13 protein-coding genes are annotated in these 13,013 nt (G+C 57.0%); 2 read left to right on the top strand and 11 right to left on the bottom strand.

The window, feature by feature from the left end:
• Positions 1 to 4 precede the first annotated feature (4 nt).
• On the top strand, positions 5 to 958 hold the full coding sequence (locus ABQJ48_RS27945; RefSeq protein WP_367841200.1) for an alpha/beta fold hydrolase: 954 nt from the start codon (positions 5 to 7) through the stop codon (positions 956 to 958).
• 97 nt (positions 959 to 1,055) lie between these two features.
• Positions 1,056 to 2,390, top strand: a complete 1,335-nt coding sequence (locus tag ABQJ48_RS27940; protein ID WP_367841199.1) for an MFS transporter — start codon at positions 1,056 to 1,058, stop codon at positions 2,388 to 2,390.
• Between the two features lie 41 nt (positions 2,391 to 2,431).
• Here ABQJ48_RS27940 and ABQJ48_RS27935 read toward each other — a convergent pair whose 3' ends face one another.
• The 11 genes from ABQJ48_RS27935 to ABQJ48_RS27885 form a co-directional block, all read right to left on the bottom strand.
• Positions 2,432 to 3,163 (bottom strand): 2,3-bisphosphoglycerate-dependent phosphoglycerate mutase, encoded by a 732-nt coding sequence (locus ABQJ48_RS27935; protein ID WP_367841198.1) that lies wholly within the window; start codon positions 3,161 to 3,163, stop codon positions 2,432 to 2,434.
• 40 nt (positions 3,164 to 3,203) lie between these two features.
• The gene (locus ABQJ48_RS27930) at positions 3,204 to 4,286 is read right to left on the bottom strand and encodes a CobW family GTP-binding protein (RefSeq protein WP_367841197.1); all 1,083 of its coding nucleotides are present in this window, start codon (positions 4,284 to 4,286) and stop codon (positions 3,204 to 3,206) included.
• A gap of 89 nt (positions 4,287 to 4,375) precedes the next feature.
• The gene (locus ABQJ48_RS27925; RefSeq protein WP_367841196.1) at positions 4,376 to 5,482 is read right to left on the bottom strand and encodes a zinc-dependent alcohol dehydrogenase; all 1,107 of its coding nucleotides are present in this window, start codon (positions 5,480 to 5,482) and stop codon (positions 4,376 to 4,378) included.
• 103 nt (positions 5,483 to 5,585) lie between these two features.
• On the bottom strand, positions 5,586 to 6,434 hold the full coding sequence (locus ABQJ48_RS27920; RefSeq protein ID WP_367841195.1) for an HpcH/HpaI aldolase family protein: 849 nt from the start codon (positions 6,432 to 6,434) through the stop codon (positions 5,586 to 5,588).
• 50 nt (positions 6,435 to 6,484) lie between these two features.
• Positions 6,485 to 7,534: an amidohydrolase family protein gene (locus tag ABQJ48_RS27915; protein WP_367841194.1), complete on the bottom strand. Its 1,050-nt coding sequence runs from the start codon at positions 7,532 to 7,534 to the stop codon at positions 6,485 to 6,487.
• A gap of 43 nt (positions 7,535 to 7,577) precedes the next feature.
• Positions 7,578 to 8,453: an alpha/beta fold hydrolase gene (locus ABQJ48_RS27910; RefSeq protein ID WP_367841193.1), complete on the bottom strand. Its 876-nt coding sequence runs from the start codon at positions 8,451 to 8,453 to the stop codon at positions 7,578 to 7,580.
• Positions 8,454 to 8,470: 17 nt separating this feature from the next.
• Positions 8,471 to 9,307 (bottom strand): 3-methyl-2-oxobutanoate hydroxymethyltransferase, encoded by an 837-nt coding sequence (locus tag ABQJ48_RS27905; protein WP_367841192.1) that lies wholly within the window; start codon positions 9,305 to 9,307, stop codon positions 8,471 to 8,473.
• Positions 9,308 to 9,360: 53 nt separating this feature from the next.
• Positions 9,361 to 10,302, bottom strand: a complete 942-nt coding sequence (locus ABQJ48_RS27900) for a substrate-binding domain-containing protein (RefSeq protein ID WP_367841191.1) — start codon at positions 10,300 to 10,302, stop codon at positions 9,361 to 9,363.
• A 25-nt stretch (positions 10,303 to 10,327) separates the two neighbouring features.
• The gene (locus ABQJ48_RS27895; protein WP_367841190.1) at positions 10,328 to 10,627 is read right to left on the bottom strand and encodes a hypothetical protein; all 300 of its coding nucleotides are present in this window, start codon (positions 10,625 to 10,627) and stop codon (positions 10,328 to 10,330) included.
• A gap of 671 nt (positions 10,628 to 11,298) precedes the next feature.
• Entirely contained in the window at positions 11,299 to 11,793 is a 495-nt protein-coding gene (locus ABQJ48_RS27890) for a bacteriohemerythrin (RefSeq protein ID WP_367841189.1), read from the bottom strand.
• A 95-nt stretch (positions 11,794 to 11,888) separates the two neighbouring features.
• Positions 11,889 to 13,013, bottom strand: a 1,125-nt coding sequence (locus tag ABQJ48_RS27885; RefSeq protein ID WP_367841188.1) for an MFS transporter, incomplete at its 5' end; no start/stop codon positions are given.

Below are 13,013 nucleotides of genomic sequence, written 5' to 3'. Positions count from 1 at the left end.
GGCGATGACCTATCTGCGCGATCTTTATCCCCCGAGCACTGCACGCGAATCCGGTTGGATGGATGTAAGTGGAGGTCATCGCGTGTTCTGGGAGGCCCATGGCAACGCCATGGGTATTCCCTTGCTGCATCTATGCGGGGGCCCTGGTGGTTCCCCTGGCCGCCAGGATCCCCGATTCTTTAACCCTATGGGTTATCGAATCCTGCTCATTCACCCACGCGGGGCCGGTCGTTCTATGCCTGCGGCCAGCGTAGAACACAACACCATGAGCGATCTGATCTCCGATATTGAGCAACTACGCATACTGCTTGGTATTGAACGTTGGATTGTTTCCGGCGCATCCTGGGGGACTACCGTGGCCCTGGCCTATGCGCAAACACACCGACCAAGAGTCCGCGCCCTGCTACTGCGGGGCGTTTTCCTTTGCAGCGGAACCGAACTAGAGTGGCTTTATGGAGGAGGCGCCGGTCGCCTGCATCCTGAGGACTGGGCGCAGTTCTCCGGATGGACCAGGGCCGTTGGGCGTCAGGGTCTGCTACAGGCCTACGGACAGGCATTGAATTGCGGCATTCCCGAAGACGAATACGAAGCGGCTTATAAGTGGTGCGCCTGGGAAAATCATTTGGCTGGATTCCGAGACCAGGAACGCGACACGGACCCACAAACGAAGGCGCAGGAATTGGCGATGGCTCGCATCTCCGCACACTACTTCCAGAATCAAGGATTTCTATCCTCTGATCAGCTAGTCAGTAATGCAAGCCAATTGCACGACGTTCCCGGCGCGCTAATTCACGGCACAAATGACGAGGTTACTCCTATGGGCGTATACCCTTTAATTCAGGCATGGAAAAAGCCAGCGTTTTACCCAATTGATGGCGGAACCCATGTAAGCACTCACCATCCTGCAATGATAGATTGCATTATTCGCATCTCAGCGGAGCTGATGAGTTCGAAATAGGTGGTATGTAAACCCCCCATTCCTCAAGTATCGTTTGCATCCGATACTCCGTCACCTGTATAGACACTGTGCGGGCAGCCGCTGGAGATTAGCGATAATGAGCTACGAAGTAAATTCGCAAACGATTCGCATCACGGAGTTTGTTGACGAACAAAAGATTGGCCCGTTCATCTGGACAGTCGTATTCATGGGCTTTCTATGTCAACTCTGTGACGGCTATGATCTTTCGGCCGCCGCATTTGCGTCAATCGGTATCGCCAGCGAGTTCGGGATGGAGAAACACGCCTTGGCCCCCCTGTTCAGTGTCGGCCTCTTCGGTATGCTGTTTGGCGCCCTCGGTTTCGGCTACATCGGTGACCGCTGGGGCCGGCGTGTGGCCGTTCTCTCTGCCGCACTGCTTTGTAGTGCGTTCACCCTGCTTAGCGCGACTGCCGAATCTTTTTCTATACTGCTGGTTTATCGCTTCTTTACCGGCATTGCTCTCGGGGGCCTGCCGGCAAATACAGTGGCTCTGACAGCCGAATACGCGCCGCAGCGTAAGCGCTCGTTATTGATCACGATGATGTTTGTGGGTCTGACTTTTGGCGGTGCTCTGCCGGGCCAGCTCGGAAGCATCATTCACCCCACGCAATGGCGCCTGATTTTCACCATCGGTGGCCTCGCTCCGCTAGTGACCGCAGTCTTGGCGTACTTCTTCCTGCCTGAGTCCATCAAGTTCCTGGCCGTGCGGAACCCGCACGATCCGCAGATCGTGAAGCTTGCGCGCCGGATCCGTCCAGAGTTGTGCATTCCGGTCGATCCGAGGTTTGAGATCCATCACCTTGCGGAAAAGAAATTCCACGTCAGCCAGCTTTTTGAAGGCAGTCTGCGCATCATTACTCCACTCATTTGGGTGATGTCGATCACGAACCTGTTCGCGAACTTCTTCATGAACAGTTGGATGCCGACCCTCCTGCATTCGGTGGGCTTGAACCCGCACCAGGCCGAACACGACGCCTCCATGTACTACCTGGGTGGCGTTTTCGGGGGCCTTCTGATGTCGTTGATGCTTGATCGAGGGCGTCTCTGGGTCGTGCCACTGTATATGGCGCTCGGAGCCGTGGCGGCCCTGTTCCTGGGGCACCAAACGAACTCCACGACGCTCGCCCTTGGCGTGTTCGGCGTCGGCCTCTTCATCCTGGGTACGCAGTCGGGTACAAATGCTCTGATGGCCATTTGCTACCCCACTCAGATCCGCGCCTCGGGTACGGGTTGGGCACACGGTCTGGGACGCCTCGGCGCAATTGCAGGCCCAATGACTGGCGGTCAACTGATCCGCATGCAGATGCACATGGCACAGATCTTCTGGGCGCCGGCAATCATGTCGGTCATCGGTTGCCTCGCCACGATCTGGCTCTCACGCGCGGCCCGGGATCGCTTCCCGAAGAAGTAACCGCCAGATTTTAGTAGTTCGCCGGGGCTTTGTTCGGAGCGTTAAAAATCGATAGTCGGTTCTACAACAAACGGACGCGCGGCCTTCCGAACAAGGCTGTAGGCCACGGGTTCGGCGTTGGGGATTTTCATTGACGTCACCACCTCATCCTCAAGGCCTCCAATGATCTGTATGAGAGACCGCAAGGTTGTCCCGTGGCCGCATACCAATACGCGGTTGCCTGCCCCTATGCGCGGCAATATCAGGTCGGACCACGCCGCACGCACACGGATTGCCGCATCGCCAATTGACTCACCACGGGGCAATGAACGGGGAGCGAATTGCAAATAGCGGGGATCCGACTCCGGACTGTATTGATGATCTAAAGGCACGGGCGCCGGACGGGCATCCCTGTTAAAGCGGAAATTCGTCAACTGAAGAGCACCGTAGTGGGCCGAAACTTCCGCTTTGGTCATGCCGGTCAGAATACCGTAATGGCGTTCATTGAGACGCCAATCGGTGACCGGCGGCCGTTCCTGGTCCGGATGGAGGTGCTTGGCTACCACCCAATACGTGCGCAGTGCCCGGGTCAACATCGAAGAAAACCCATATTCAAAAGTCCATTGCGCACGCCTTAACATCTCGGCCGCTGTCTGCGCCTGAATCACGCCCTGTGGCGTCAGATCAATATCCGCCCATCCGGTGAACCTGGAACTGGCATTCCATTCGGATTCGCCGTGTCGGAGTAGCACCAGTTTTGTGTCGGCTCCGAGTGGGGCGGGGGTGAGCATCATCGAGCTTTCCACTTCTCTATTTGCTGTCCGTGGTCTGGCGTCAGCCGTGGATACAGGCTTCGAAACCGGCTCTCAGGGCCTCACGATCCAGGTTCCGGCCAATCAGCACGTACCGACTATAGCGGGCCTCCCCTTCTGACCAGGGGCGTTGCAAGTCGCCCTCCATGAGCATGTGGACCGACTGGAATAGGTACCGGCGCCCGCATCCCAAGATGTAGAAAATCCCCTTGGTACGCAAGATATCGGCGCCTTGTACTGTTACCAGGTTCCCAAGCCATTCTTCAAGCCTGGTGAGATCCAAGGCCTTGTCCGTTGCCAACGAGACGCTACGGATGCCACCGGCTTTGATGTGGTTATCTTCGTAGTGCGCGTGGGCGTGATGGTCATGACCATGATCGCAGTTTTCTTTGTCGTGACCGTGGTCGTGATCGCCGTGAGCACCGTGACCGCAATGCTCGTCGTGGACGTGCTCTGGAGCCGGAGCCTCCGCCATCATGGCCAAGGCTTCAACCCGGGACAGGTCAAATGATCCACGGCCGATCACCGCATCGAGCTTGACCTGACAACGTGATGTCTTGTAAATCCTTGCGAACGGGTTGAGCGCCCGAAGTGCGGTCTCGATGCCATGCAACCGCTTTTCGTCTACGTGTTCAACCTTGTTGATAATCAGCTGATCCGCGAACGCGATTTGCTCCACGGCTTCCAGACTATCTTCAAGTCTCTGGTGGATGTGCACAGCATCCACCAGGGTGATAACCGAATCGAGTTTAAAGTGACCCTGCAAATGTGGATCGACCAGGAACGTCTGGATCACGGGCCCTGGGGCCGCCAAACCGGTAGTTTCGATTACCACCGCGTCAAAGGTCTGAGCATTCGCCACAAGCTTATAAAGCACCTGGATCAAATCGCCCCGGACCGTGCAACAGATGCATCCGTTGTTCATTTCGAACAACTCGTCGTTCGATGACACAACCAGGTCATTATCGATCCCGATCTCACCGAATTCGTTGACGATCACGGCGTACCTTTTGCCATGATCTTCCGACAGGATACGGTTAAGCAGCGTAGTTTTACCCGCTCCCAAATAACCCGTGAGAACCGTCACCGGGATTGGTTTCTGCACTCTTGTCTCCAACAACCCCGAAAGCCAGCCCGCCTCGGGGTCTAAAACATCACAGGATCCGGCGTCTGGGACCCGGATTCGCTTTTGCTTTACATCCAGGGCATGATCGAGACGTGGATCGCGTCCTCGGCGCCGCCCACGGCCTTGATAGCCACGTCTGCGTCCTTGAGCGAAAAACGGTGCGTGGTGATCTTTTCGAGTGGGAACCGCTTCGAAGCCAATTGCTTCAATGCGAGTTCGCAGGCCTTGTACGAGTGGCCGCGAGCCGACTTGATCGTGATCGCCTTGACGGTAACCTTGCCAATCGGAAAGTTCGGGAAGTCGGCCATCTCACCTTGAATCAGCAGCGTGCCGCACTTGCGCTTCAGTGCTTCAATGCCGAGCAGAATCGCCTTCGTGCCCGCGCCCGCCGTGCAGTCCAGAGCGACGTCGACACCGCGGCCGTTGGTTGCTTCCAGGATCTTTTCCAGGGGGTCTTCCTTCGTCACGTCGATAACGACATCCGCGCCAAGTTCCTTCGCGATTTGCAGGCGTTTCGAGTCCTTTGCCGTGCCGGTGACGATGATCATGGAGGCACCCGCTTGCTTACACGCAACGACTTGCGACAGACCTTGCTGGCCAGGGCCCTGGATCAGGACCGACGTGTCATAGCCGACGTTACAATCGAACAGTGCCCATTCGATGCCGTTGGCCATTGGGGTCACGACGCCCGCCAGTTCCGGGTCCAGACCTTCCGGAACCTTGTGGATGACTGCATTTGACGGCAGATAGATGTATTGCGACAGACCGCCCAGCAGCGGCGAGTGGTCATTGTCGATTGCCGTATAACCGAGGCGGATGCCCTTCGGGTTGAAACGCCAGTCGGTGCCGATGCAGTGACGGTATTGGCCCGAGTGGCAGTGTTCGCATTGGCCGCACGTGGTGTAGTGTTCCGGGAAAATGCGATCACCGATTCTGAGACCCGTGCGCTTGAGGAACTCCGGGCCTGCCTTTTCGAGGATACCGATGTTTTCGTGACCCATGATGATCGGAGCGCCCTTCAGTTGCTCCTTGTACATCTTGACGTCGGTGCCGCAGATACCGGCTATTTCAACGCGCATCAGCGCGCAATCGTCGGCCACTTCCGGCATGTCGAATTCGCGCAATTGCAGTTCGCTCGGGCCGACACGAACCTGTGCAAGAACCTTATCCACCATCTCTAATACTCCTTGGAAAAGTTTGACCAGCAGCAATTCGGTTTACCGTCTGGCGCCTATGTATTTAGGTAAACTGGCGCAGACGGATTAACCGGTTAACGGTTTAACGGCCTACTTGGGCGCGAACTGTATTCACGGTATCGAAGCTCCGCGGTGCCGCTGCCATGAGGAAACGATAGCCTTCATCGATCACGCGTTGTGCGTTGGTCTTCGTAACGTGAGGATGGCCAACGATGACGTTGTGTTCCTTGCACGTGGCAACGACCCGGGCCATTGCGGCCAAGACTTCCGGGTGCTCGGTCTGGCGGGGAACGCCCAATTCCTGACTCAGGTCGCCCTCTCCGATCAGGATGGCGCCGATCCCAGGGACGTTTTTCAGCATGTCCGGGAGGTTTGTAATCCCTGCCAGGTCTTCAATCTGAAGAACGGCAAAAATCTCGCCTTCGGTGGCCAGGGGCCATACGTCGGCTTTCGCGTAGTATTCGGCCATCGACAGACCCCAGTAACGCGCAGCCTGCATCGGGCCATCACCACGGATGCCCGCCGGTTCGTAAAGGGGCTTGTCCTTCAAGCGTGCGTAACGACATGCGGCAATCGCGTTGTATGCCTCTTCGACGGTCGAGATGTGCGGGAACACAATACCGTAGCAACCGATGTCCAGAGCCTGTTTGGCCAGGAACTGATTCATCTCGCAACCGTTCGCCGGAACGCGGGCAAACGGGGTCACCGCCGGAGCCAAGCCGTCCTTTGCGATTTGGCCTCGATTCATCATGTATTGCAGGCTGTTGCGCAGACTCTTGATATCCCAGCCACGGTGCTCGCCTTCGAACACCACCGAATCATAGGGTGATGCCTGGAGTTCGGTTGCGGTTTCGATTTCGCACGGTGCAAACAGGGAGAATGCGTGGCCGCCCGTTTCGAGGGTGCGGATAACACCATTAAGACGCGACATGTTTTTACCTTTTGTTGTTGACCGGGGCTTGCATGGACTCCCCTTCGTTGCTAACTGGCGGCCACGGGCTGCGTCTGGGCTTCACGGGCCGTCAACAGGGCGTCGAGGCGCGGGTAGACGCGGCGGGCATTGCCTTCGAAGATCTTGAACTTCGTCTCTTCGCTCAAGCCTTGAATCTGGTCGATATAGCGCTTGGTATCGTCGAACGCGTGACCCGTTTCCGGATCGATCCCGGGCACTGCGCCCAGCATTTCCGACGCAAACAGGATGTTGTCTTCAGGAACGACACGGGTCAGGAGCTCGATCCCGGGGAGGTGGTAGACGCACGTATCAAAGAACACGTTCTGCATCACGTGTTCAACCAGTCGACGGTTTTGCATTGCCAAGCTCATGCCACGGTAACGGCCCCAGTGATAGGGAACGGCGCCGCCGCCGTGCGGGATCACGAAACGCAGGGTCGGGAAATCCTTGAACAGGTTGCCCTGGATCAACTGCATAAACACGGCCGTATCCGCGTTGATGTAGTGGGCGCCCGTGTGGTGGAAGTTCGGATTGCAACACGAACTGACATGGATCATTGCCGGCACGTCGAGTTCCACCAACTTTTCGTAAATCGGGTACCAGTGGCGGTCCGTCATCGGAGGCCCACTCCAGTTACCACCGCTCGGATCCGGGTTCAGGTTCACGCCCACGAAACCGAGTTCGTTAACCGCGCGCTCAAGTTCCGGGATGCAATTCGCTGGGCTGACACCCGGGCTCTGCGGTAGTTGCGCGACACCGACAAAGTTGCTGGGCAGCAGCGTCGCAATCCGGTGGATCAGATCATTGGACACACGCGTCCATTCGACCGACGCTGCTTCGTCGCCTATGTGATGCGCCATACCGGCGGCACGGGGGCTGAAGATCGTGAGATCGGAACCGCGTTCGCGCTGGAGTTTAAGTTGCGCCTGAACGCTGGCGATGATCTCCTCATCGCTGACACCAAGGTTCGTGCTCTTGGGCTTGCGTGCCGGGTCTAACAACCCTGCAAGCTGCTTGTCGCGGAATACATGCAAGGCCAGCGGTTCGGTCGTGTAATGGCAGTGGGTATCAATAATCATAGTGGGGACCGCCGTATGTAAAATCGTTTTCGGCGTCGGATTGTTAAGCCGAGACCAGGCCCTGCTTTTCGAATGCGGACTTGAAGAACGCATGCAGACGTTCTGTCGTATTGGCCGCCTGCTGATCTACCGCGTTCACTGCCCAGTACTCTGAATTCGGAATGCACTCGTGCAGGTACATAGCGGCTGAAGTCGCATGCGATGCGTCTTGCCCAGGAATGATCAGCGTGGGGACGTTGAGCCCCAAAAGATCTTCGGGCTTGGCTCCCGGTGCGGTATCGCGGTCAAACAGCGTCCAACCCATGCCGGTCACGATTGCGCGGTACTTCGCGACGTCGAACGATGCAAATTCCTTCGCGAATTCCTGGTTCGTCTGGATCACAGATGCCCAGGGGCCGCCACGGGGATCCGCACCGAACGGCTTGCCGCTCGCCAACGCGAGTTCCACCACTGCGGCCATGCCGTTTTGGCTCACATAGGCCAGGTGCTCGGAGAAGCGCTGATGACTGCTCATCCGGTAGCGGGCACCACCGACAGGCCAGTAGAGAACTTGGCCTAAAACGCGTTCGGGGTGCTGCACCGCGAATGCAATGACCGGCGAAACACCCATACAACCGCCCATCAGAAATGCGCGGTCGATACCCAGATGATCGAGCAGGCCAAGACCCTGGGCAACCATGCCTCGCCAGGTCACGCGCTCAATACGGCCGCCCGACTGACCGGTTTCGCGACGGTCAAAGACAATGCACTTAAAGTGCTTGCTCAGATAGTCGAGAGGATTCACCCGGGCATAGACACCTAGCGTGGTCCACGTTTCGATAGTGGCATTGAAACCGCCCGGGCTGTACATCAGAAGCGCAGGCCCGTCACCGATCACATCGTAACGCGTGGAAATTTTATCAACAGTAACGAAAGGCATGGTTGACTCGCTGGAGATCAGATTGCGGCTTTCGCTTTCGGGGTACCCTTGATCTGCTTACCGGCGCGGACATCGGCAAACAGTTCGGTGAACGCGTCCAACGTGGTACGAGCTACGTTTGCGTATTGCTCCAGTTCGGAGTCAATGTTGCCCGCACCGTAGCCGATTGCAGCATGGGCCATGCGCACACGACCATCGAGCCAGGGACCGCCGCCGAAACCACCGATCACGGGTATATCCACGGCCTTGCACACTGCCTCTCCCGCAACGGGACCCGAGTTCGTAAAGTCGATCATCGAGGCCCCAACGGCTTCCATGATCTTTGCATCCTTGACCAATTGGGCAACCATGGCATCGGATACCAGCACACCGTCTGCCTTGTTGTACTGAATGCCGTATTTCAGTGCCGTTTGCGGCGTAATGCCGAACTGGGCCATCACCGGGATACCGGCCTTGACCAGGGCGGCAACGGCTTCCGGATAGTCTGCGGCGCCGTCCAACTTGATCATGTCGGCCGCTGCTTCCTTAACCAGACGAATACCGGCTTCCACCGCCGACTGGACACCACTCTGGAGCGAGCCGAAAGGCATATCGGCGCAAACCAGTGCACGCCTGGCGCCACGGCGAACCGCCTTCGATACGATAATCATTTCGTCCAAAGTGATTTCGAGCGGGTTTGCGTGGCCCCAGAGGTTGACGCCCACCGAGTCACCGACGATGAGCATATCGACGCCCGCACGTTCGGCAATGCGAGCCATCTGCACATCCCACGCAACGACGCCCATGATCTTCTGTCCATCCCGCTTCATCTGTTGAAGCGCCGGGATCGTGACTTGTTTATCGTTAGCTTGCATATATGTTTCGATTTTCGATTTCGATTTCGATTTTGGATCTATGGCCGAGGGGCTCAGCCCACGAGGTCAAGCGTACCGGCGGCAAACATGTCTTCGAGCGCGTATTGCTGGGGCAAGATGCCCTGCTCCCACGCGATACGGATAACGCTTTGGAGCGCCTGACGGTTGGGCTCGATACCGTACGGGAGCGGATCACCGCCAAGCGTGTCCATGACGCGGCCATAGAACTTGTCACCGGATTGCCGTTCCGGGGCTGGCGTTTTCTCAAGGCGCTCGAGCCACTGACGCTTCGAATCCACGAATGCGTTGAAGAGCGTCGGCGCCAGATCCGGGTTCTGTTCAAGTAGTTCGTTGCGAACTACGACCGTATGGTTGATTGGGTAGTAACCCGATTCGCGCATGGCCGAGAAAGCCACGTTCTGTGCATCAGGGATCAGGGGTACCAGATTTGGATTTTCGACCTTCAGACCCACGGCCGCCGCCACTTCACCGGAAATCAACAGATCTTCGACCTTTTGGCCGGGCTCCACGGGCACCACATTTCTGGGTGCCTCGTACTCCGCCACGTGCTCATCGCCCGAGAGAACCCAGGTGATTTTCGAAAGATCAACGCCGTATTGATGTTGGAGCACCGCACGGGCCCACACACCGGCCGTAACCGTATAGCCACGATTGACACCGACCTTGCGGCCTTCCAGTTGGCGCGGGTGCTCGATGCCGAGATTGCGATTGACCAGAATACCGCCATGATGGAACGCGCGAACGATGAAAACGGGAAGAGCCGTAAACGGCTTACCGTATGCCCGGGCACACAGATAGGTCGTCATAGCCATCTCCGAGACATCGAATTCAGTAGCACGAACCATCCGCCGAAACGCCTGGATAATCGCTGGCACTTCTTCGAATTCGAACGACCATGGACCAGTGTCAACCTTGCTGGTTTTCAGGGCCTCAGTATGCCCAAGGGTCTGGACGCATGTCTTCAGAATGGCCATTCAAAAAGTCTCCTATCTTCGGCGTTTAGCAACAACCATCAACATAATCTTCAGGGACCATTAGCGAGCGCCTCAACCATTTCCAGGGCAAGTCGTCGTCATCGAACGCCGACATCGGTTTGAAGACCTTGAAGCGATGACGACCCTCTCCGGTCCAAAACGCAACCACGGTCTCCAGCGGAGGACACCCGGGCGCCTGACACTCGACCTCGGACACCATGATCACGATATCGGTCCCGAGTTCGAAGTTCGCCCGCACTGCTTCGCGAATGCGGTCGGCGTGGGACTGCGATAGAGGATCGGGCTTCCCGAAATTGCTTAGCATCACAGGTCCTGCAACTTGGATCGTGAATCGATACCGAACGGCATGAGTTCTTATATACGGAACGCTGTTCTCGTTTAAAGTCAACGATATCACTTGGGGCGCCCAGCGTCAATTAAACGGGACGCGTAAATCAAGGCGTAACTTTTCCTGAACCACGCGACTGTCCGGGTCGCAAGACGCGCGGCTCACTGGCAGGGACAACGAATGCGAGCCGTTGACAAACGTTGTTGTATGCGAGGTGCCAAAGTTGCAGATAGGCATCAACCAAAGCGGTGCGGAGACAGTCGCTCCGCTCGCAGTTGGGAGCACGTCGTCGGTGAGTCCACCGGCGAAACGACAGGTTGTAAACCGGTCGTGTGATGGAACGGGAACGTGGTAAACCCGTACGGTTGCCCATGAGGCAGATGAACCGCAAGGCGAACTGTCGACTGTGCGGTATGAGAAAAACGGAGAAAGTGTGCCGGCGCCCGCACTGCGCGCTCAACATCGCTGCCGGGGACGACCGTTGAAGACGGTCTGTGAAGTGCTGTGTGTCGCGCTCCAATCTCGCAGTCAAATCGAAGCGGTCCGCTGACCGGGTCAACCGGCGCAAGATGCCGGTGCTCGACGACATAGCGCTTGTCGCCGAACTTCAGGAGCGGCGTCCGGTTTCCTTTCTTCGGCCTTGTAGACTAGATAGTCCGTCGCAGTACAACAGGCTTTCCACCCATTGTCTGTTTCGTCATCCACGCCGCCAATGCGGAATCCAGATAATCTGCATGGCCCGGAAACCACTCGAACAGACGGATACCAAAGTCATGCACAGTGTGCGCGTTGATCTTTCCCGATTCGAACGCCGCCCTCACCTCGCACACCGATTTCAGAACAGCCGCATGCTCTTCGATATGGCAATCGCGCGGGGGGAAATTCGTCGTGCGCATCCATTGGTCTTCCTGGTCGAAATGGCTGACGGCGTGCTTCTCAAATTCCTCGATCGCCGTCAACGCATTTGTATCGGTACACGTCACGAGCCGAAGCACGACCTCGTAGAATTCCTGGTGCACCTCGTCCATCGGCGTGAAACCAAGCAGCCGTGCATCTGACCAGACCATGCTATTGTCACTTTTCGGCACCGGCGCTTCGACGTCCATCCCTGCGGATGCATATTTAAAATTTTTTGCGTTCATCAATTTCTCTCAAAGCAACCCCATCGACAATAGAACAAGATAAGGTGTTAAAAGGCAGCCCAAAGCGTGTCAATAGTGCTTCTATAGCATTTTAGCTACATCAAACGAGTCAGACTGACGCATGCTGCGACTGCAGCCAAACCTGCGCTTGTGGTCAGCGCAACCACGCCAGCATCATGAGGCCTGGTCAGCAATATAAACGCCGTTAGCACAGCACCAAACGTTTGTCCCAGAACGCGTGCGAGACTGATCATACCGCTCGCGTTGCCGGTGCGCCCAGGCGGTGCAAGGGAGAGAAGCGACCTGTTATTAGGCGACTGGAATAGCCCGAAACCGATCCCACACACAGCCATGCGCCAGCCGATATTGAACGAATCGGGATGCGCGGGCATTAGCGCGAGTAACGCCAGGCCAGTTGCAAGGATAGTCAGTCCGACGCCACCGAGCGCGCCCGCATTAAAGCGGTTCGACAATGAACCTGCCAAAGGTGCGATACAGAGGACCGCAATCGGCCACGGTGTAATGAGCGCGCCCGTTTCCATCGCGCTGCGTCCGAACGCGTCCTGTAGCATGAACGGCAGCGATACGAACGCGAGCATTTGCGCAGTGAACGAACAGATGGATGTAAGAACGGCCAGCAGAAATACCGGTTTAAGCAGCAAGTCTATCGGCAATAGCGGCTTTGGCCGATGTCGCTCGCGACGCACCAACAACCACGCACAGATTGCGGCTGTAGACAGCTGAATCACGACGCTTGCGCTAATGGCGTCACTGTGGCCCATTCGATCGACACCGGTCACGAGCAGTCCGAACGTCGCTGCACTCAGCAGTGCACTGAAATAGTCATAGGATGCTTTCGAGACAGGCGGGCGCGGCAGGGCCTTGAATCCGACGAAGAGCGTGATAATGCCGAGGGGCAAGTTGATCGCAAACAGCCACGGCCATGCCGCAACAGAAAGGATCGCCGCCGCAATCGTCGGCCCGGCAGCGGTCGAAACAGAGACGACCGACGCATGAATACTGACACCACGGCCGAGGAGCCGCGATGGATAAATCATTTTGAGGATGGCGGTGTTTACGCTACCAATGCCGGCTGCCCCTAGCAGGCTGTTGAAAATCGCCTCGTTGTGACAACCGGGGCGCTGTTTAAAGGGATTTCGTATGCAATTCGTCCCAGAGTTGCAGCTTGATCGTTCCGATTGCGCCGCAGGCGAGCGCGC

The organism is Paraburkholderia suaedae, assembly GCF_040812055.1.
In the GTDB taxonomy this organism is placed as follows: Bacteria; Pseudomonadota; Gammaproteobacteria; order Burkholderiales; family Burkholderiaceae; genus Paraburkholderia.
This window is presented reverse-complemented; position numbering and strand designations above follow the sequence as displayed.